The organism is Clostridium sp. RTP31139st1_H3_RTP31139_211217 (assembly GCF_040227035.1).
Classification (GTDB): Bacteria; Bacillota; Clostridia; order Clostridiales; family Clostridiaceae; genus Clostridium; species Clostridium saudiense.
The window spans coordinates 49,024-71,314 of record NZ_JBCOAB010000009.1; the positions used below are offsets into that span (position 1 = coordinate 49,024).

The following is a 22,291-nucleotide window of genomic DNA, read 5'->3' on the forward strand; positions in this document are numbered from 1 at the left end:
ATTTAACTTAACTAACTATTTATCATTAATAGCCTCAAATGTATTTTGAATAAATACACCTAATGATAGTAAAACACAAATGAATAGTGAAATCCCACCAACATAAGGTATAAATGTAATTATCTTTACAATTAAAGTAAATATAATTGCTGAAAGATATTCATTCATATTTTTTAATATAAATCTACCAAGTATTATACCTGTAAACACTGGTGCTAAATATATAAGTATTCCATAAATAATTAAACTTATTACAGAAATAGGAATTCCAACAATTGTAATACATAATAAAACTGCAGCTATCGGTAAAACAATTAAAGTTGCAAATCCAATTAAGAATGGTAACCAACCTCTATGCTCTAGTTTTTCACAAGCTCTATTGTTATACCTACTACAAAATAAAGTTATTAATATACAAAAAATTATTGCAGTTATAAGACTTATAATTTTCCCTGCAATATTAATTCCAGCAAATAAACTTTCATTGTCATAATCAGTGATTATTTTATCAAAGGTAATTTTACTACTATCAAAATCCCCTAATATAATAGGTTCTTCTTCTCCTCTTACTTCAAATGTTCCATCTACCCTTGCATTTTCACCAATTATTAATTTGCTACAATTAACTTTTACGTTACCAGTAACTGTTCCATTTATTGTAACTGTATCAGCATTAACAAATAAATCTTCTGCTTCTCCATTAAAATTTACATCTCCACTTGCTACATATATACCTTTTGCTTTTGTTCCCTCTTTTATTTCAACACTAGCTGCGGCAGCATTTATATTTCTTTCTACATTTGAATTAATTAATATTGTTGCTCCAGCAACTCTAATACTTCCCCCTACACTTTCTGTTTCAATAGTAATGTTATTTCCAGCTGCAAGAATATCTGCTTCAACCTTCCCTGCAAACTTTAGATTATTTCCTATTGCATATACGTCAGATTGTGCATCTAATGTTTCATTAATATTATTATTTGTAAAAAACTTATTTGATGCGCTATCTAAAGTATCTGCATAAACACTAAATGAAAAACTGCTTACTAATAAAAATCCAATAGCAAATAGTATAAAGCGTTTTAAATTTACCCTCATTAATAATTTACCTCCTAAATTTTCCTATACATTATAGTATATCATACTATAATGTAAATTTCTTCATAATCCAAACTGCTACACTTCCATTTTTAACTTTAAAATTACCATATCCATCATTATCAATTAAAACTTCTTCATCACTTCCCCCTAGTGCATCAATAAACTTTTCACCGGCATATTTTTTACTAATATACATTTTCTTTTCTCCACCTAATCTATTAGTAAGCAAAACTGCCAATCCTGAGTTTTCAACCTCATCTATTCCCTCTCTGGTCCATCCAATTAAATTTTTATCATTAAAATAATCATGCTGTTCTCCATAACTTAAGTTTTTCCTAATCTTCAATAAAATATCCAAACATTTTCCAATTCCATAATACGCAGAACTTGGAATCCCATAATAATCTCCATAAAATACACAAGGATATCCTTCAATTCTTAATAATATTAGTGAATATGCAATTGGCTTAAACCAAGGTTCTACCCAAGATTGCAAAGAACTACCTATTTGCGTATCATGATTATCAACAAATGTTACTGCCTTTGTTGAATTTCTCTCGACAAGTGTTCCTTTAAAAATATTTCTCATATCAAAATCCCCATTACTCCTTGAGGCCTCATAAAAATTAAAATGTAAAGGGACATCAAATAAGGACATTACATTTTTAGTATTTTTTATATAATTTAATAAAACATCTACATTTGAATGCCAATATTCACCCACAGCAAATAATTCTTTTCCACTTTCTTTTCTTAAATACGTAAGCCAATTAACAAAAAAATCATAACTAATATGTTTAACTGCATCTAATCGAAATCCATCAACACCAGTAAACTCTAAATACCATTTGCCCCAAGATTTTAATTCTTCTATAACCTCTCTATTTGAAAAATCTAAATCTGCGCCCATTAAATAGTCATAATTTCCATTTTCATTATCAACATACTTATTCCATTCTTTGCTTAAAAACTTATATATACTATTTCTTTTTGTTTTATCATCATAATCAATTCCATCAAAATCACTCCAATCCCATTTAAAAGACGAATACTTATTATTTCTTCCCGGGAAATTAAACCTTGTCCAAGCTTTAATAATTTTTGCTCCACTAACTGGTATATTCCTATTAAAAAACTCCTCTTCACTTGCTTCAACTTCTTCAACATCATCTCCACCCATTTTATGATTTACAACAATATCAGCATAGCATTGAATATTATTTTCTTTTAACTTTTTAATGGCCTGTAGATATTCATCCTTACTTCCATACTTTGTTTCAACTGTTCCCTTTTGATTAAACTCTCCTAAATCATATAAGTCATATGCCCCATATCCAACATCATATATTCCACCAATACCTTTATATGCAGGCGGAAGCCATAATGCAGTTATTCCTAACTCTCTCAAATTTTCTGCTTCATTTAATGCTTCATTCCACAATTTACATTTTGGCAGTAAGAACCACTCAAAATATTGCATCATAGTTCCATTAAACATGTAAAACCCTCCATAATTTACTAACTTCATTATAAAATTAATTAATATAAAAGATGGCCCTAATATTGTTAAATATTAATTATTCCTTTAAGTACCTATGAATGGATTTTTGAAATTTAGTACTATTAAAATAATTAATATTTTTAAAATAACAATATTAGGACCTATGTTAAAAAGAGACTACTTAAAATTTATTTATCTCATTGTTACAAACATGGATAATCTCACCTCATCTTTAGTATATTATTGAACTCCTATTTATGGACACTTATACTAAAACTAAGAATCTTTTAATCTTAAGTAATCTCTTATTAACTATTACATTATTATATTTATGATGTAATCCTTTGATTTATTATAACTTTCGTCATCAACTTCAACAATCATAAAAGTACCATCATCTCTATATTCTTCTTCTAAAACTCTTCCATTTCTATGAAGAAAAGAATTCATGTCACTTCTATCGTATGGTATTAAATACTCACACTTCTTCATTTTATAAGGAAGATTTTCTTCAATAAGCATTAATAATTCTTCTAAATTAATACCTTCTCTTGCTGAAATTTCTATTGTATCATATTCTGCAGTTGCTTCTTTAATTGCTTCTATCTGCTCTTCTGTAGCCTTATCAATTTTATTTAAAACTAATAATGTTTTCTTATCCTTAGCTCCTAATTCAGCTAAAACTTCTTCAACTGCTCTAATTTGCTCTAAAGCTGTGTCGCTTGATGTATCAACAACATGACATAAAAGATCAGAATATATAACTTCTTCTAATGTTGATTTAAATGCCTCTACTAAATCATGAGGAAGTTTTCTTACAAAACCAACTGTATCAGTTAACGTAATTACTCCCTTATTTTTAAGAACTATTGCTCTAGTAGTTATATCTAATGTAGCAAACAACATATCTGCTTCAAAGACTTTTTCTTTGCCTACAACTTCCTTTTGAGCTGCTACATCACAAAGAGCATTTCTTAATGTTGATTTTCCTGCATTTGTATATCCAACTAAAGATACCTTTGGGATACTTTCCTTATTTCTTTTCTCCCTTTGAGTTTCTCTTATCTTTTTGATTTTCTTTAATTCATCATTTAAATCATATATTTGTTCTTTTATATGTCTTCTATCAGTTTCTAACTTCTTTTCACCAGGTCCTTTAGTACCAATACCTCCACCAGTTCTTGACATTATAGTACCTAAACCTTGAAGTCTACTCATTCTATATTTTAACTGAGCAAGTTCAACTTGAATCTTAGCTTCTCTAGACTTTGCTCTTCTTGCAAATATTTCTAGTATAAGCGTTGTTCTATCAATTACTTTAGCTCCAATTGCAGCTTCTAAGTTTCTTACCTGTGATCCTGATAATTCATCATCAAAAATAACTACATTAGCTCTTAACTTTTGTCTTAATTGGGCAATTTCAAGAACCTTTCCTCTTCCAATATAAAATGCTGCATCAATTTTACTTCTGCTTTGATATACACTTTCTAGCACTGGTATATCACAAGCTTTTGTTAATTCCTTAAGTTCTTCTAAACTTTCTCTTGTATCAGAACCAACTAAGATTGCCTTTTCTTCATCATCTTCAATTATTTCTTTTTCTTTTACTAAAGAATCAATATAGCTTATTTTATTTAAAATATGAATTTTTGTAATTTCCTCTAAAGATATATTACCAATTTCCTCATAATCTAATTTATCATCTGTAACTGTAAGCATTCCTAATGAGCAATCTAAAATTTTATCTTCATAAATTCCAATTGCTACAATAGCATCCAGCTTTAATTTAATTAATGCACTTATATCTAGTGCAGACAAATTACTCATTCCATTTGGATGTGTATGAATAATTCTTACTCCTGCTAATCTCTTTTCACGAATATCTAAAGCTTCAATTTCAACAGATGTTGAATCACCAATGGCTATAGATTTTATGTTTCCCCTTCTATCAATAGCAACACTTACTTCTCTTTCAATAAATGCTGATACTCTAGAAATAACTTCGATTATTTCCCTTGAGCAAACTTCATCCTTCGGGCATTTTACTTTATATAATCTATCTAATTCTTCTATAGCAGATTTTTTTACTCCATCTATATTTCCATATATCATATTTTCACCTCAATTTAAACATTGTTTATATATCACTTTAACAAACTCATTAATATTTTGCCCTATGATATGTAAACATATAATTTTTCATGAAATTTTATTCAATTCCATATTTCACTATATTTTATCTTATTCTAATTTAAATGTAAATAATTCTATCCTTTAATAGTTATCAAATTTTGAGTTGCAAAACGTATAAAAACTTGTTAAAATTTATATTATTATTAAAAATATTGTCTAAAAAGATATATATTTTTTAGTTTCTTTTTAATATCTGATTATTAGAATAGTTTTTTTCATATAATAATATAGTAATTATATCGTAATGGAGGGTTTTAACATGGAAGATAAAAAACGTAATATTCTTTTCTCTGAAGAACAAATCAAAGCTAGAGTAAAAGAACTAGGTGAAGAAATAACAAAAGACTATGAAGGTAAGGAAGTTTATATATTACCTTTATTAAGAGGAAGCTTTGTTTTTGGAGCTGATATCTTTAAAGCTTTAGATTTAAAAGCAAAAGTTGGATTCATGACAACTTCTAGTTATGGTCATGGTGAAACTAGTACTGGTACTGTAACTGTTGTAAATGATATTCCAGATAATATTGAAGGCCTTGATGTAATAATAGTTGATGATATCATGGATACTGGATATACAATGGAGTTTGTTATAAACCATGTAAAGAAATTAGGTGCTAAATCTGTTAAAACTTGTGTTTTACTTGATAAACCTTCTAGAAGAAAAGTTGATTTAAAACCTGATTATTGTTGTTTTGAAATAGAAGATTTATTTGTAGTTGGTTACGGATTAGACTACGAAGGTTACTATAGAAATGTTCCTTATGTATTTAATTGGGAAAGCAAATAATTAATAAACATAGTTAAAGCTAGTGATTACAATGCCTTCACTAGCTTTTATTTTAATAAAAATTATTTATTATCTGTTTTATTTTGAAAACTTTCATTGTCAATTATAAAACGTTCATGGATACCTTCACCAATTTTATCACGTTCATCAAAAGCTTCGACCTTAAATACAAGCCTTCTTCTATCAACTTCAATTAATTCACTTTTTGCAGTTACATTCATTCCAATTGGTGTACTAGCAAGATGTTTTACATTCATTAGTGTTCCAACACTACCTTTTCCTTCTTCTAATTCACCTTGAATGCTTTTATAAGCTGCCTCTTCCATAAGCGCAATCATTGCAGGAGTAGCATATACCATTAACTCTCCACTTCTTAAAGTCTTAGCAATATTATTTTCACTAACAATATCTTTAGCCTCTCCTATTATTCCTACTTCAATCACTTTATGTCCTCCTCAACTGTTTATATTATTTTTCTATTAAACCTTATTTATAAATATTTTTCAATAATACTTTGAGTCCCCATATCCTCAAATCCATCTTTAGCTAATTCTTCATACATCTCAAGTACTTTGTTAAGTATAGGAAGCTCTTCTCCCTTTTCATCCATTACCTCCTTAGCAATTTTCATATCTTTTATAAAATGCTTATTAAAAAATCCTGGTGCATAATCTTTTTCAATCATTTTATATCCATTATTTTGCATTTGCCAACTTCCTGCTGCTCCTTTAGATATAGCATCTAAAACAGTTTTTGTATCAAGTCCTACTTTTTTTGCATAAATAATTGATTCAGCTACAGCCGCAACTGTCCCTGCTATAGCAATTTGATTGCATGCTTTACAATTTTGTCCACTTCCTATTTCTCCAAGATATATTATATTTTTACCTAAACACTCAAATAAGCTATACATAGAATCAAAATCTTTTTTGTCTCCACCAACCATTATTGATAAAGTTGCATTTTTTGCTCCAATATCTCCACCAGAAACAGGTGCATCTAAAACATTAAATTTCTTACCTAAATCATATATCTTCTTAGCTAATAAAGGAGATGAAGTTGTCATATCTATTAAATATGTACCTTCTTTTGCATATTTGAATATGCCTTCTTCCCCTAAATACACTTCTTCAACATCCTTTGGATATCCTACGATAGTAAATACAACATCTGCGTTTTCTACACATTCTTTAATAGTACTAGTAACTGTAATCCCAAATTCTTTTAAAGGCTCACATTTAGAAAGTGTTCTACTAAATGCATAAACATTATACCCATTTTCTGCTAAGTTTTTTGCCATAGAACTTCCCATAACGCCTGTTCCAATCCATGCTATATTCATATTTTTAATTCTCCTTTTTATTTCCATATTATTTATATTTAAATTATATGTCATACTTTATATTAAAGCAATTTGGTATTTAATAAGATAATTAATAAAACATTGAAGTTATAGTGTAATTAAATTATATCCATTTACATAGTAAACCTTATATAATTAAACATATTTATATTTTATAAAAATAAAAAAGTGGCTTTCACCACTTTTTTAAATTAATTAGATCCATTCATATTTATTGCTGTATCTGGTATTTTCCCTACTATTATAGTATCAGAAACTGGAATCTGAGTTGTAACTTCTATTTCATCACTATGAAACGGTACAACAATTCTCATTTTCGCTTCTACATTTAAATAAATTTTATGTCTTGTTTGGTTAATTCCAGCGCTTTCAAACTCTGATTCATATGATGTTGTTATATTACCTACTTGTTGCATTTTCACTGTAATTTTAGGTCCTATATTATAAAACATAATATTATTAGTTAAATACCCTAATGGTATTTTAACCCCCAAATCACCAAGTTCAGATAATTTTTCATCACAATTTAATACGACTTGAGATGCTAAATAATTTTGTTTAACAGTATCTGCTCTTACCATAGTTATATTTCCTTCACTATCTTTTTCTATGTTTATAATATCCTCATAATTAAAATCCTCAGAAAAAACCTTAACACTTTCTTCATTTATAATTCTTACTGCTTCAGACTTCATCTTAACTTCTCCAACACTAAGTACAGATGCTAATATCCTCTTGCTAAACATATAAAAAACTCCATTAAACACCATAATTAGCAAAACAATTATTAACAATCCATATGGAAACTTACTTCGCTTAGTATTTATTTTATAATGATACTTAGGTTTCTTTGTATAATACTTCATACTATCACCCTAATAGTTATTATTTTACTATTACAATTAATATGCTATAATTGAATTGAATATTATATTTTATATAAATAAAAGGAGGAACTAATGGCTAAAGATTCTAATAAATCAAAAAATCCAAAAGAAAAAGTAGTTAAATCCAAAAACACGAAAAAAAGCTTAAAGAAAAAGCCATCGAAAATTAAAAGATTTTTCAAATACTTTTTCCTTACAATATTAATTCTAGGATTATTAATCGGTGTTGTAGGCGTTGGATATGTAGTCGCTGTAATTAAGACAACACCTTCATTAGATGTAAATGCTATTTATAATTTAAATCAACCATCAGTATTATATGATGATAAAGGTGAATTTATAGATGACTTACCATCAACTGAAATTAGATATATTATTTCTTATGATGAAATGCCGCAAAATTTAATTAACGCATATATCGCAATAGAAGACGAGCGTTTTATGAGCCATGGTGGAATTGATATCAAGAGAATATTAGGAGCCGCTGCTAGAGATGTAATGGTAATATTGGGTAAACAAAATGGAATACATGGTGCTTCTACTATTACTCAGCAATTAATAAAAAATACTATTTTATCATCAGAAGCCGCTTCAGAATCTAGTTCAATAGATCGAATTAATAGAAAAATAAAAGAAATAGTTCTAGCTGTTCAATTAGATAAAGAATTAAGCAAAGAAGAAATTATAAGAACTTATTTAAACACTATCCCTTTAAGTGGTCATATTTATGGTGTAGAAGCTGCTTCAAGATATTTCTTTGGTAAACATGCAGAAGACCTTACATTACTAGAATGTGCTTATATTGCAGGTATTACCCAAGCCCCTACTACTTATAGTGCTTATAATACTGGTGCTTCAAATTATCCTAATGGATATATTAACAGAACTAAAACAGTGTTAAGCAAAATGCTTGAATTGGGTTATATTTCTCAAGAAGATTTTGATGTTGCTTATGCAGATGCTGAAGCTAATAACTTTAATTTTAAAAAACTAAATACTGACTCTCAAGTAAATCATGAATGGTTTGTATACCCTGCAGTTGAGCAAGTAAAAGAAGACTTAATTGAAAAATACAAGTATACAGAAGATGAAGTAGAAAAATTATTAGTAAACGGTGGATTAAAAATTTATACTACACTAAATGTTGAAATGCAAAATGCAGTACAAGAAATATTAAATGATAGATCAAACTTACAAGTAGATGATACTTCTGTTGATGAAACTGATAGTGATGGTGTTCCATTATTACAAGCATCAGCTACAATAATAGACTATAAAACCGGTCAAGTTAAGGTACTTATTGGAGGTCGTGGAAATCAACCACCAACTTCACTTAATAGAGCTTATTTTGACTTAAAATCTATAGGATCAACTACTAAACCATTAACAGTCTATGGACCTGCCATTGATACAAAATTAATAACTGCAGGTACTCCACTTGACGATACTTCAGTTTCAGATGAAATACTAAAAAAATATAATTTTGGATCTGTAGTTCCTAAAAACGCTAATGGTTCTATGGCTGGATATGTTACTGCAAGAGAAGCATTAACATATTCAAAAAATCTAACTTCAATTAAAACTGTTGATATGCTAGGTTTAGATACCGCTCTAGATTATGGTGAAAAATCTGGGCTTAAATATGCATCTGAATCTCATACAATGTCTGCATTAGCACTTGGTCAATTTGAACAACCAATCGGAAACAGAGATGGTGGTAATACTACTATTTTAGCTTCAGCATATGGAGCTTTTGGAAATAACGGTGTAAGATATGAACCAATACTTTACACTAGAGTAGAAGATGCTAGTGGTAATGTATTATTAGAAAAAGAACCTGAGACAATTAATTTATTCTCACCTCAAACATCATATATTATTTATGATATTCTAAAAGGTTCTTCTAGTAGTGCAGAATTTAGCGATATTCCTGTTGCTGGTAAGACAGGTACAACTAATTCTTCAGATAACTTCTGGTTCGCTGGCTTAACTCCATATTATTCTGGATCTGTTTGGATTGGATATGATAATCCAAAGAGAATGAGTGGTAAAAGTTCTAGTGCTGCATCTTTATTTGGTAAAATAATGGCTGTAGCTCATGAAGGATTAGAATATAAAGATATCGATGCTCCTTCTGGTCTAGTTCAAGCAAAGGTTTGTAAAGATTCTGGTAAATCTCCTACCGACCTATGTTATGAAGACCAAAGAGGTAACAGGGTTAAAACTGAGTATTTTATTAAAGGTACTGAGCCAAAATCAGTATGTGACGTCCATGTTAGCGTTGCTGTAAATAGCTCAAATAACAAACTAGCTACTGAAAATACTCCTGCTAGCCTTTTAGTAAATAAAGTATTTATCAAAAAACCTAATGCAAATCCAAATGCAGATGATTATCCTTTTGTTGTACCAACTCAAGAAGATGATACACAAGCAGAAGAGTATATTGACCTATCTCAAATAGGATTAAGAGCAAATATGGATTTATTAGATGCTATTGTTATATTAAATAACAGAGGAATCAAATACTCATTCAATGGCCTTTCAGTTTCTGGTAATATTACATCAGGACAATATACACTAGTTTCATATACAGAAAAAATTAAGTCTGATGAAACTGTAGAACTTAAAATAAAAGCTACTACTAATACTCCTGATGAGGATATTGGTAATAATGATAATACTAACGATACTACAAATGATAACACTAGCCCAGAATCTGATACAGATGTACAAAGAAACTCTATAACAAATATAATAAATGGAATATTTAATTAATAAAAAATAAAGGCAGTCCTTGAACTGCTTTTATTTTTTTAGTTTTTTGAATCTCAACTTGCACTCTTATTCATTTTTTTTAACAATTATGTCATTTTTATATTTTAAAACTGTTTTTTTGAATAATTCTCTTTGTCTTCTTGCATTTTTTCCTTTTTCATTGTATACTATAGAAAAAGAACGCGAATTATCTCATAACGAAGGAGGAAAAATATATGGATTTTATAAATGATTTTATCTTATCTATTAATGATTTTATTTGGACTTATATCCTTATTGCAATGCTTATAGCAATTGGAGTATATTTCACATTTAAAACTAAATTTGTTCAATTTACTAACTTTAAAGAAATGTTTAAATTACTTGGCGAAGGTACTAATTCAAAAGAAAAAAGCAAAGGACAAGTCTCTTCATTCCAAGCATTTTGTATAGGTACTGCATCAAGAGTTGGTACTGGTAACTTAGCTGGAGTTGCTTCAGCAATTGCTATAGGTGGTGCTGGTGCTGTTTTCTGGATGTGGCTTATTGCTCTAATAGGTTCAGCTTCAGCTTTCATTGAATCAACTTTAGCTCAAATCTATAAAGTTAAAGATGGTGATAGCTTTAGAGGTGGCCCAGCATACTATATGGAAAAGGGATTAAGGAAAAAATGGATGGGTGTATCATTCTCTGTTCTTATTATTGTTTGCTTTGGATTTGCATTTAACTCTGTTCAATCTAATACAATTACAGCTGCATTTAGTTCATCATTCAATTCAAATAAACTATTAATCGGTATTATATTAACAGCATTAACATTAATAATAATATTTGGTGGAGTAAATAGAATAGCCAAAATTTCAAGTATTTTAGTTCCAATAATGGCTGTTGCTTATATAGTTATTGCTTTATTCATCATAGTAATTAACTTCAAAGAAATACCAAACTTATTTAAAACTATATTTGAAAGTGCTTTTGGATTTAAGCAAGTAGTTGGTGGTGGTATTGGTGCAGCTTTATTACAAGGTATAAAAAGAGGTTTATTCTCTAATGAAGCTGGTATGGGATCTGCTCCAAATGCTGCAGCTACTGCTACAGTATCTCACCCTGTAAAACAAGGTTTAATTCAAACTTTAGGAGTATTTACTGACACATTAATCATTTGTACTTCTACAGCATTTATCATTCTATTATCTGGAGCACCATTAGATGGATCTGTTAAAGGAATAGAACTTACTCAAATGGCATTAATTTCTCAAGTTGGTTCTTGGGGTGGAACATTTATAACTATCTGTATATTATTATTTGCTTTCAGTTCAATTATAGGTAATTACTACTATGGTGAAACTAATATACAATTTATCTCTGATAAAAAGATATACTTATATATCTATAGAATCTTAGTTGCTGCAATGGTTCTATTTGGATCAGTTGCATCAATGGATTTAGTATGGAACTTAGCTGACGTATTTATGGGCTTAATGGCTATCTTAAACTTAATTGCAATAGTAATGTTAAGTAAGATTGCTATCTCTGCATTAAATGATTATATTGCCCAAAAGAAAGCTGGAAAAGACCCTGTATTCTATGCTTCTTCTATAAAAGAACTTGGTGATGAAGTTGAAGAATGGCAAGAAGATGCTGAAGAATATATAGCATAAAAAAAAGCTTTATCAAAACATAAGTTTTGATAAAGCTTTTTTAGCAACTACTAAATACACTTATGCATAATGTTATATGTATTTATTTTTTCTTATACCACACTGCACAATTTGAATTACTCCTAACTAAATATCCTCTTAAATAAACTAATCTATTTATAATTATATGTGAGTTATTCAATATTTACCGTATAATTGTATTGTATTATACAAAAAGGGGGTATATATATGGATTTTGGAGAGATATATAAATATTCTGAAGGACATACATTTCATGAAGCCGATGCGAACTTTAAAATTATAGAGTTTGATTTATTAAAAATATCTGAAAATTGTGTATTAGCAAAATATAAATTGAAGAAAGAATTTATTAAAGATAACATAACCATTAAATCTATTAGAAGTTCAATATGGACATATAATGATAAATACTGGAAAATTATTTTTCATCAAGGAACTTTGATAAAATAACTTTTACTAATACACTATTAAAGTAGAGCTATAAATGTAAATACATTTATAGCTCTATTTTATGTTATTTTATATTATTCCTACTATTTCATTAATATCTTTAATACCTTGATCTCTGCAAAATGCTTCCATTTCTTCGATAATTTCTTTTCCTGCCATTGGATTAAAGAAGTTCACTGTTCCTATTTGAATTGCTGAAGCCCCTGCCATCATGAATTCTATGGCATCTAACCCTGTTGTTATTCCACCTAAACCTATTACAGGTATTTCTACTGCCTTAGCAACTTCATGAACCATTCTTAAAGCTACTGGCTTAACTGCTGGTCCTGATACCCCTGCATATACATTATTAAACACAGCTTTTCTCTTGTATGGATCTATTGCTAATCCCTTTAATGTATTAATTAATGATAAAGAGTCTGCTCCTGCTTCTTGACATTTAATAGCCATATCTACGATATCTTCTGCATTAGGAGATAACTTAACCATAAGTGGCTTATCAACTATCGCTTTAACTTTCTTAACAACCTCATAAGCAACTTCTGATTTAATTCCAAAAGCCATTCCTCCACTCTTTACATTTGGACATGATATATTAAGTTCTATCATGTCAATAGCTGTTCCTCTAAGCTTATCTAAAGCAATTTCATAATCTTCCATACATCCACCACCAACATTTGCTATAATGTTAGTTCCTAATTCCTTCATCTTTGGAAGTTCTTCTGATATAAATCTATCTATTCCTGGATTTTGAAGGCCAACTGAATTCATCATTCCTGATGGAGTTTCAAAAACTCTTATACCATCATTTCCTGCCTTTTCATTTAAAGTTAATCCCTTTGATGAAATACCTCCTAAAATTCCTACATCATAAAAATTGTTATATTCTGCTCCAAAACCAAAGGTTCCTGATGCCGCTATTACTGGGTTTTTAAAATCTAATCCATTTATATTAACTTTTAACATTTTATCTTCTCCTTTGGTCTTTTATAATTCTACATAGTATCCATCAAATACTGGACCATCTTTACAAGTTCTTTTATTTCCATCTTTAGTCTTACAAGTACACACTAGACATGCTCCTACTCCACAAGCCATATGTTTTTCCATTGAAACATATACTTTTACTTGCTTTTCTTTACACATTTCTACAACTCTTTTCATCATAACTTCAGGACCGCAACATAATACTGTATCATATTTATCTAAATCTAATATTTCTGTTACAAATCCCTTATGACCATATTTTCCTGTATTTGTAGAAACAAAGCTTTTATCAACAAATTCATTTATTTCATCTATTAAATATACATCATCTCTAAATCCTGAATAAAGATCCATTTTTATATCTTTATTCTTTTCTCTTAGCCTTTTAGAAAGTTCTAACATTGGTGCTGTACCAATTCCTCCACTTACTAAAGCAACTCTTCCATAGTCCTCTTCTAAGTTAAATCCATTACCTAAAGGCCCATTTAAACTTATTGTATCTCCCACTTTTAGCTCTGCATATTCCTTAGTTCCAGCACCTACAACAGCATAAACAAAAGTAAGTGTTTCCCCATCAGTTTCACATACACTTATAGGCCTTGGAAGAAGAGTTGCTCCATTATGCTTAAGCATATAAAACTGACCTGCTTTTGCTTCATTTTTATCTTCAACAACCATCTTAAAGATTCCATTTTGAATTTCTTGATTTAATAATATTTTTCCTTGTGTGTACTTCATAAACTCCATCCTCCTAAAGACTATTAACTGCGTTTCTTATTTCATCTCTCATTCTTATAGCTTCTCTTCTTGCACAAGCAGCAAACTCTTCTGGTTTATTTTCCTTTTTATATGCTAAAAGAATAGCTCTTGATGAGTTTACAACTCCACCATTTCCATCTCTTAAGTATAAAGCTACATCTTCTGCCTTTCCACCTTGTGCACCATATCCAGGTATTAAGAAGAACATATCTTTATATCTTTCTCTTATTTCCTTACCTTCTTCAACATGAGTACATCCAATAACTCCACCTATTGCTGAATATCCACATTCACCTTTTACAGACTCACCCATTTTAGTAAGCTTATCACCTACAACTTTATAAACCTTACTATTATCTTTTGTATCTATATTTTCTATATCTTCAGCCCCTGGGTTTGAAGTTCTAACTAATACAAAAACACCCTTATTTCCACTTTCCATATATGGCATATATGGTTCTATACTATCCATACCCATGTATGGACTTAATGTAATAAAATCTGCTTCAAAATCCCCACTAAAATGCCCCTTAGCATATTGAGTTGCAGTTGCCATTATGTCTCCTCTTTTTATATCTGCAATGATAATAGCATCTCTTTCTCTTAAATATTCTAGTGTTTTCTTATATGCCATAAGTCCAGCTAATCCTAAAGCTTCATAATATGCTATTTGAACTTTAAAGCAAGCTACAACATCTAAAGTTTCATCTATAATTGCTTTATTATATTCAAATATTGCATCTTCTAATGATCTTCCTTCTAAAACATGTGTAGGTATATACTCAACAGCTGTATCTAACCCTAAGCACACAACTCCTCTTTCTTCAACTCTTTTATATAATTTATCCATTATAAAACTTTTCATATTCACTTTCACCTTTCTCCACTTATGATAATACTAAACCTATTTACTATATATTACTTTACCGCCTCTTATAGTCTTTATAACTTCTCCAAAGTATTTTCTTCCTTGGAAAGGAGTATTTTTACCTTTAGATACAAATGTTTCTTTGTCAATTGTTACTTCTTTATTTAAATCAACTAATACTAAATCTCCATCTTTTCCAACTGAAATTGTTCCTTTGTTCATTCTAAGGATATTTGCTGGATTTTTAGACATTAATTCACTTAATTTATTTATAGATATATTATTATTTTTTACTAATTCTGTGTAACAAATACTAAACGAAGTTTCTAATCCTACCATTCCTGGCGCACCATTTTTCTTATCTTCTTCAGTATGCGGCGCATGGTCTGTACCTATACAGTCAACAGTCCCATCTTTAATTCCTTCTATTATTGCATTAACATCTTCTTTTTCTCTTATTGGAGGATTTACTCTATAATTACTTATATCTGTTGTTAATCCTATATGATGTGGTGTAACCTCACAAGTTACATTTCCACCTTCATTTTTAGTTCTTCTTATTGCATTAATTGATTCAACTGTACTCACATGGGCCATATGTAATCTTGCACCTGTTACTTTAGCTAAATACAAATCTCTTATAGTCATTAAGTCTTCTGCAATTCTCATATCTATTTTAGAAAATGTTTTGTCTTCAGCATGAGACATTACAATCCAATTGCTTTCTTTTGCTTTTTCCATAGCTTTCATCATAACACTCGAGTCCATAACCCCAACGCCATCATCAGTTATAGCCACAAGTTCTTTATCATCATTAAAAGCTTCTAAGTGTTCTATAGACTTTCCACAAAAGTTTTCTGTAATTGATACACATTGATGAACATCAATTAATCCAACTTCTTTAGCTCTATTTCTAACATACTCTACAACTTCTTTTGTTGAGCAAATCGGATTAGTATTTCCCATTAAACATACTCCAGTATATCCACCTTTTGCTGCAGCTTTAGAACCACTTTCTATATCTTCCTTATGCGTTAACCCTGGCTCTCTAAAATGAGCATGAGTATCTATAAAAGAAGGCATCACTGTATATCCCTTTGCATCAATCACTTCAATACCCTCTTTATTTATTTCTTTACCAATTTGATTAATTATTCCATCTATTATTAATATATCGCCTTGAAAATTTCCATTTGCATCTATGACATTAGCATTCTTTATTAATAAACTCATAACTTTTATACCTCACTTGGATTTATAATTTGTTCACAATATTCACATTTATAGCTTCCTTTTTCTCTATCTAATAACTTAAAGCTATGTGGTATATAATTTTCTACCGAAGTAATACAATTAGGATTTTGGCATGTTAATATATCTTGAACTTCTTCTGGAAGTTCTGGTTTAACCTTACTTATAATAACTTCATTTCTTACTTCATTTATTGTGATACCTGGAGAAAGTAATCCAAGCACTGTATAATTTATATTTTCTAAATTTTCGATTTTTATTATATCTTTTTTACCCATTTTTTTGCTATCAGCATTTATAATTAACGCAACTTGATGTCCAAGTTCATCTAAATGTAAATATCTAAATATTTTAACACCCATGCCAGCTTTTATATGGTCTAACATAAATCCATTTTTTATACTAGTTATTTGTAGCATTACATTACCTCCAACAACTTAACTATTAAAGCCATTCTTACATACATTCCATATTCTGCTTGTTTAAAATATACAGCTCTGTCATCACTATCAACTTCTGTTGCAATTTCATTTACTCTTGGAAGTGGATGCATTACTATCATATCCGGTTTTGCTTTTTGCATTTTTTCATTATTTAATATATAGCAATCTTTTAGTCTTAAATATTCTTCTTCATTAAAGAATCTTTCTTTTTGGATCCTTGTCATATATAGTATATCTAATTCTTCAATTACTTCTTCTATATTTTCTACTTCTCTAAAAGATATATTATTTCTTTTTAGCACTTCTTCTCTTATATATTCTGGAATTACTAATTCTTTTGGAGATATAAGTATAAATTTAGTATCTTTATATCTAGACATGGCCATGATTAAAGATTGAACTGTACGTCCGTTTTTTAAGTCACCACATAATCCAATTGTGTGTCCTTCTAATTTTCCTTTTTGTGATTTTATAGTTAACAGATCTGTTAATGTTTGAGTTGGATGTTGATGTCCACCATCTCCTGCATTAATAACAGGAACTGATGAGTACATGCTTGCAACTTTTGCTGATCCCTCTTTAGGATGTCTCATTGCAATTATATCTGAATAAATTGAAACCATTCTGATTGTGTCTGCCAATGTTTCTCCTTTTGCACTAGAGCTTGAGTTTGGTTCAGAAAATCCTAATATTTTTCCTCCTAATCTCATCATTGCAGCTTCAAAGCTAAAACGAGTTCTTGTACTTGGTTCATAAAAAAGTGTGGCTAAGATTTTGCCATCACAGATATGTGAAAATTCTTTTGGATTTGAAATTATTTTTTCTGCTAATTCGAAAATTTCATTAAGCTCCTCTTTAGAAAAGTCCATAGGGCTTATTAAATGTTTATTTTTCATTTATAGTCACTCCTTTTTAACATCACGGTGTTAAATTTAAAGAATACAAAAAACCTTCCTTAAAATATAAGGAAGGTATAGTAATCTTATAATATGGGTATTATTACAACTTCCTTATGAATCTCTCGGATTCTCTTAAAGGTTCTTTTTTGTTAGAATAACATTACATTCAAATTTTGTCAATGTAATTTAATTCCAGTTGTTCATTACCTCATCCCACATCATTTTACCACATTTAGCTAAAGATACAGTTCCATAAACACTATTTGGTATATCTTGAGATAATACTGTAAAAGTGAATTTTCCTTTTGGTAATTCTAAGTAAGCAGTATCATTCTCAACACCTTTTTTGTCTCCAGTTTTACTTGATATCTCTATTTTTAAATCATCAGGAATGTATAATGCTAATTTATTTTTAATTTGCTGTCTTCTTAAAATATCTATAAGCATCTGACCATTATCTTTTGATAAAAATGTTCCATTGGCTAAGTGTTTCCATATTCTTGATAAATCATAAGCAGTAGTTATGTTTTCAACATCAGTAATTGCTGTTCTTTCATCATTTGTCTTTCTATTTAACCTTGTATTCTTTAATCCCATAGCAATTATATCTTCATTAATTTGTTCCATTCCAACTATATCTATAATTTTATTTGCTGCAGTATTATCACTTTGTATTAACATTATTACAAGAAGTTCAAATACAGTATATTCTCTTTCATTAAATTCATGAATAATTCCTGTTCCGTAAACCTTATCTCCACTTTGGATTTTAACCTTATCCATAAAGTCCACTTTCTTATCTTCTACTGCTTTAATTAATGAAACAGCTATTGGAAGTTTCATACACCCAGCGGCAATCATAGGAACGTTTTCATTGTATCCATACACATAACCACTTTTTAAATCTTCAAAAAAGAAACTATATTTCCCGATTCTTGATTCTAAATATTTCTTTATCTCTTTCATAATACCCTCCTAAATCCACTGATTCAATAAATTTCTCTTACTTTAATATAAGTATATCATATTGTCAGAATATTTTGAAGTATTTCACTAAAATTTTTTCCATTTTTGCACATCATTCAAGTCTATCTAACTTAATTTAAATACTTATAATCTTAACCTTAAAAATAGTGACAATACTACAAAAAATAATCACACAATATAAAATCATTTTTTGCATTTGTCACTATTTATATTCTTCAATATTTATTTATTATTCTGCAAAAGATATTCCTATCTTTTTAGCAACTTGTACTAATTCACCTTCTGGATTTACTTTCTTAGTATTTTGTCCTATTACATTTTCTAATGTATCGCTAGTTATAGTATCTCCTTTTAAGCAAACCATTCTTCCAAACTTTCCTTCCATCATCAATTCAACAGCTGCTACCCCGTATCTTGTTGAAAGAATTCTATCGTAAGTAGAAGTATTTCCCCCTCTTTGAACATGTCCTAAAACAGTACATCTTACTTCATGTTCTTTAATTAACTTTTCTAAGTCATCAGCTAGTTTATTACCAATTCCACCTAGTCTTATTGGATCAGGACTATCTGCAACTATCTTAGATACTACAACATCACCGTCTTTAGGTTTCGCTCCCTCTGCTACTACTATAATAGTAAAGTTTCTTCCTTGCTCTTCTCTTTCTTTTACTTTTGCCGCAATTTTATTTATATCATATGGTATTTCTGGTAAAAGAATTACATCTGCTGAACCTGCTATTCCAGATTCTAATGCTATCCATCCTGCATTTCTTCCCATTACTTCACAAAGCATAATTCTATGGTGTGATTCTGCTGTTGTATGAAGTCTATCTAAAGCTTCTGTAACTACATCTATTGCAGTATTAAATCCAAATGTCACATCAGTAGATGCTAAATCATTATCTATAGTTTTAGGAACACCTATTACATTAATACCTTTTCTAGCAAAATCTCTAGCTGATGTTAATGTTCCATCACCACCAATTACAACTAAAACATCAACACCTTCTTTTTTCAAATTTTCAACTGCTACATCAGATACATCTCTCTTAACCATTACTCCATTTTCTTCTACAAGATAATCAAATAAATTATCTTTATTTGAACTATAAAGAATGGTACCTCCTCTATGTAGTATACCCGATACTGAATCTAAGTTTAAAGAAACAAAATCATTATTATATAATCCTCTATATCCAAATTTATACCCGATTACTTCGATACCATAATTTAATATTGCTGTTTTTGTTACGGCTCTAATTACGGCATTTAGGCCTGGACAATCTCCACCACCTGTTAATAAAGCTATTTTTTTAATTTTTTGTTCCATTTTAAATTCCTCCCTACCCATATACTTAAACCAATAATATTTCAGCATTTTTTTCAAATAGCCTACCTATTACTACATAGTTTTTCATAAAATTCAGAATATTCCTTCTTATAATATAATATCATATATTCAAATAACTGGAAAGATATTTTTTAAATTTGTACTTTTCTCCAAAATAAATGAGAGATGATATTTATCATCTCTCATTTTTCTAATATGCTAATTCTAATCCTTGAACATCTACTATTGTATTTTCATCATTAACATACTTATCATATACTTTTTTAATAGCATTATAATTATTAGTAATTAGTTTTTTTGATTCACTATCAATAGAACTTGGCATGTCATTGTATGCTGATTCAATATTTGAATATGCTCTCCATACATCTTTATCTACTGTAATATAATAACATGCTGCATTATTTAATGCTAAAACATCTTTTTCATTAAGCGAATATGCTTTTCTTATATTTTCAATAGCTTTATCATATTCCTTTTCATTATAGTAAATAGTACCTAAAGCTCTATAATAATCACTTTTATCTTCATCTATAGCTATTGCTTTATTTAAATCTAAAATTGCATCATCAACTTTATCCATCTTTAAGTTTAGAAGTGCTAAATCATAATATAATTCATCATTATTTTTATTTAAAGTTAAAGCATAATCATAATAATACTTTGCCTTATCTAAATTAGATAATTTATCTTCATATAACTTAGCAATATTTACAATTAAATTGTAATTATACGGTTCATTAAATATAGCTTTTCTAATATAACCTTCGATTTTATCTGAATTTTCTGTAGCAATTAATATATTAGGCATTAACATTCCATAAGTATTTTCATAATCACTATTAGCCAATATCGCTTCATTAGCAAATTCTTTTGCTTTATCATATTGACCTTTATTATAGTTCTCCCAAGCCTTAATATACAAATCTACATATGAATCTTCTTCTAATTCGTCAGTATTTATATTATTCTTTATTTCATCAATTACATTTTTACTAAAATCAATATTTTTTTCATCAAATGAATTAATTTCATTAATCCACGCCTTATATGCTTCAACTTTCGGATTTTCTTCTGATAATTCTGTTACTTTCTTCAATAACTTTTCTTTATCAAATTGACAAGCTTCCATTATAACATCATATGATTTTATTTCATTTTTATCAATCTCATATGAAAGTCTTAAGTTTTCTAAACCATTATCATAATCATTAATCATTATTTGCATCTTAGCTAAAGTAGCTAAATCATAAGCACTATCTTTATCCACCGGATAAGAGTTTACTATTCCTTTTGCTAAGTCTTTTTCATCATTTGCTAAATAAACAGCAAACATTGTTTTTAATAAAGGTTTATATGTATTATAACTTTCTAAATAATATTCACCTAAGCTCTCTGCTTGTTCTAAGTCATTATTCATATAAAAAGTAAATACTACTTCATTTATTAATTCTTTATCTTGCTCTAAGTACTCATCTCCATTTTCAAGCATTAACTTATCTCGTTTTACTATAGCTTCTTTTAATAAGTTATTTGCTTGAGTTATATCACCTTGGATTGAGTATATTTCTGCTACTCTAGCTGTCCAAATTGGCCATGCATCTTCTTTTTGCATTGTCATATATTCATTTATAGCTTCATCATACTTACCATCATAGTAATACTCTTCTGCTTTATTATTCGTTATTGTAACTGTCTTTGTTCCCATCATGCTTTGTATTGATATTAATACTACAAAAGCAAATAAAATAGAAAGACCTATCGTAATTATTGGCTCAACATATTTGTTTTTAATTAACTTCTTGTTAGACTTTAAGGAGTCATTTTTTTTATTTTCCATAATCCCTCCATTTGTTAAATAAATATTCTTAACAACAATTCTAACAAAAAATTATATTTTTTTCAAATAGTAATTTATAATTTCGACATTATACACTAATTTATGTAATTAAAAATGGCAAATTATTGAATAATTTATTTTTTATTATTACATACTATTTTAAATTAATTAATCTGCCATTTTTAAAT

Annotated in this window: 19 protein-coding genes; 4 read left to right on the top strand and 15 right to left on the bottom strand. The window is 28.9% G+C overall.

Annotated elements, in window-relative coordinates; all coding sequences use genetic code 11:
- Positions 1 to 15: 15 nt before the first annotated feature.
- From ABUA17_RS05835 to hflX, 3 genes are all read right to left on the bottom strand, one after another.
- The gene (locus ABUA17_RS05835) at positions 16 to 1,098 is read right to left on the bottom strand and encodes a DUF8173 domain-containing protein (protein WP_042393621.1); all 1,083 of its coding nucleotides are present in this window, start codon (positions 1,096 to 1,098) and stop codon (positions 16 to 18) included.
- 46 nt (positions 1,099 to 1,144) lie between these two features.
- Positions 1,145 to 2,599: an alpha-amylase gene (locus ABUA17_RS05840; protein WP_078061260.1), complete on the bottom strand. Its 1,455-nt coding sequence runs from the start codon at positions 2,597 to 2,599 to the stop codon at positions 1,145 to 1,147.
- A 318-nt stretch (positions 2,600 to 2,917) separates the two neighbouring features.
- Positions 2,918 to 4,714: a GTPase HflX gene (gene hflX, locus ABUA17_RS05845; RefSeq protein WP_042393617.1), complete on the bottom strand. Its 1,797-nt coding sequence runs from the start codon at positions 4,712 to 4,714 to the stop codon at positions 2,918 to 2,920.
- 340 nt (positions 4,715 to 5,054) lie between these two features.
- Here hflX and hpt point away from each other — a divergent pair, with 340 nt between their 5' ends.
- Positions 5,055 to 5,582 (top strand): hypoxanthine phosphoribosyltransferase, encoded by a 528-nt coding sequence (gene hpt, locus ABUA17_RS05850; RefSeq protein ID WP_042393614.1) that lies wholly within the window; start codon positions 5,055 to 5,057, stop codon positions 5,580 to 5,582.
- A gap of 62 nt (positions 5,583 to 5,644) precedes the next feature.
- Here the strand turns inward: hpt and ABUA17_RS05855 are convergent, their stop codons facing one another.
- The 3 genes from ABUA17_RS05855 to yunB all read right to left on the bottom strand — a co-directional run bounded on the left by ABUA17_RS05855 (position 5,645) and on the right by yunB (position 7,811).
- Entirely contained in the window at positions 5,645 to 6,025 is a 381-nt protein-coding gene (locus tag ABUA17_RS05855; protein WP_042393610.1) for a thioesterase family protein, read from the bottom strand.
- Positions 6,026 to 6,072: 47 nt separating this feature from the next.
- Complete coding sequence (locus tag ABUA17_RS05860) at positions 6,073 to 6,951, bottom strand: NAD(P)-dependent oxidoreductase (RefSeq protein ID WP_074431740.1); 879 nt, start codon at positions 6,949 to 6,951, stop codon at positions 6,073 to 6,075.
- Between the two features lie 185 nt (positions 6,952 to 7,136).
- Positions 7,137 to 7,811: a sporulation protein YunB gene (gene yunB / locus ABUA17_RS05865; protein WP_042393605.1), complete on the bottom strand. Its 675-nt coding sequence runs from the start codon at positions 7,809 to 7,811 to the stop codon at positions 7,137 to 7,139.
- A gap of 93 nt (positions 7,812 to 7,904) precedes the next feature.
- On the opposite strand from yunB, the gene ABUA17_RS05870 reads away from it, so the two are divergent.
- The 3 genes from ABUA17_RS05870 to ABUA17_RS05880 all read left to right on the top strand — a co-directional run bounded on the left by ABUA17_RS05870 (position 7,905) and on the right by ABUA17_RS05880 (position 12,718).
- Complete coding sequence (locus ABUA17_RS05870; protein WP_042393603.1) at positions 7,905 to 10,607, top strand: transglycosylase domain-containing protein; 2,703 nt, start codon at positions 7,905 to 7,907, stop codon at positions 10,605 to 10,607.
- 215 nt (positions 10,608 to 10,822) lie between these two features.
- The gene (locus ABUA17_RS05875) at positions 10,823 to 12,247 is read left to right on the top strand and encodes an alanine/glycine:cation symporter family protein (RefSeq protein ID WP_055291127.1); all 1,425 of its coding nucleotides are present in this window, start codon (positions 10,823 to 10,825) and stop codon (positions 12,245 to 12,247) included.
- A gap of 228 nt (positions 12,248 to 12,475) precedes the next feature.
- Entirely contained in the window at positions 12,476 to 12,718 is a 243-nt protein-coding gene (locus ABUA17_RS05880; RefSeq protein WP_052330556.1) for a hypothetical protein, read from the top strand.
- 69 nt (positions 12,719 to 12,787) lie between these two features.
- Here ABUA17_RS05880 and ABUA17_RS05885 read toward each other — a convergent pair whose 3' ends face one another.
- From ABUA17_RS05885 to ABUA17_RS05925, 9 genes are all read right to left on the bottom strand, one after another.
- A complete protein-coding gene (locus ABUA17_RS05885; protein ID WP_042393597.1) occupies positions 12,788 to 13,684 on the bottom strand; it encodes a dihydroorotate dehydrogenase in 897 nt (298 codons plus the stop codon).
- Between the two features lie 21 nt (positions 13,685 to 13,705).
- The gene (locus ABUA17_RS05890) at positions 13,706 to 14,443 is read right to left on the bottom strand and encodes a dihydroorotate dehydrogenase electron transfer subunit (RefSeq protein ID WP_195951245.1); all 738 of its coding nucleotides are present in this window, start codon (positions 14,441 to 14,443) and stop codon (positions 13,706 to 13,708) included.
- A 13-nt stretch (positions 14,444 to 14,456) separates the two neighbouring features.
- Positions 14,457 to 15,329: an orotidine-5'-phosphate decarboxylase gene (gene pyrF / locus ABUA17_RS05895; protein ID WP_042393589.1), complete on the bottom strand. Its 873-nt coding sequence runs from the start codon at positions 15,327 to 15,329 to the stop codon at positions 14,457 to 14,459.
- Between the two features lie 39 nt (positions 15,330 to 15,368).
- The gene (locus tag ABUA17_RS05900; protein ID WP_055291126.1) at positions 15,369 to 16,565 is read right to left on the bottom strand and encodes a dihydroorotase; all 1,197 of its coding nucleotides are present in this window, start codon (positions 16,563 to 16,565) and stop codon (positions 15,369 to 15,371) included.
- Between the two features lie 5 nt (positions 16,566 to 16,570).
- Positions 16,571 to 17,002 (bottom strand): aspartate carbamoyltransferase regulatory subunit, encoded by a 432-nt coding sequence (locus ABUA17_RS05905; RefSeq protein WP_042393583.1) that lies wholly within the window; start codon positions 17,000 to 17,002, stop codon positions 16,571 to 16,573.
- Entirely contained in the window at positions 17,002 to 17,922 is a 921-nt protein-coding gene (gene pyrB, locus ABUA17_RS05910; RefSeq protein ID WP_042393580.1) for an aspartate carbamoyltransferase, read from the bottom strand. The genes ABUA17_RS05905 and pyrB overlap by 1 nt, the downstream gene beginning before the upstream one ends.
- 189 nt (positions 17,923 to 18,111) lie before the next feature.
- Positions 18,112 to 18,891: a serine hydrolase gene (locus ABUA17_RS05915; RefSeq protein WP_042393578.1), complete on the bottom strand. Its 780-nt coding sequence runs from the start codon at positions 18,889 to 18,891 to the stop codon at positions 18,112 to 18,114.
- 250 nt (positions 18,892 to 19,141) lie between these two features.
- Positions 19,142 to 20,242, bottom strand: a complete 1,101-nt coding sequence (locus ABUA17_RS05920) for a 6-phosphofructokinase (protein ID WP_042393577.1) — start codon at positions 20,240 to 20,242, stop codon at positions 19,142 to 19,144.
- A 211-nt stretch (positions 20,243 to 20,453) separates the two neighbouring features.
- A complete protein-coding gene (locus ABUA17_RS05925; protein WP_042393576.1) occupies positions 20,454 to 22,103 on the bottom strand; it encodes a tetratricopeptide repeat protein in 1,650 nt (549 codons plus the stop codon).
- Between the last annotated feature and the right edge of the window lie 188 nt (positions 22,104 to 22,291).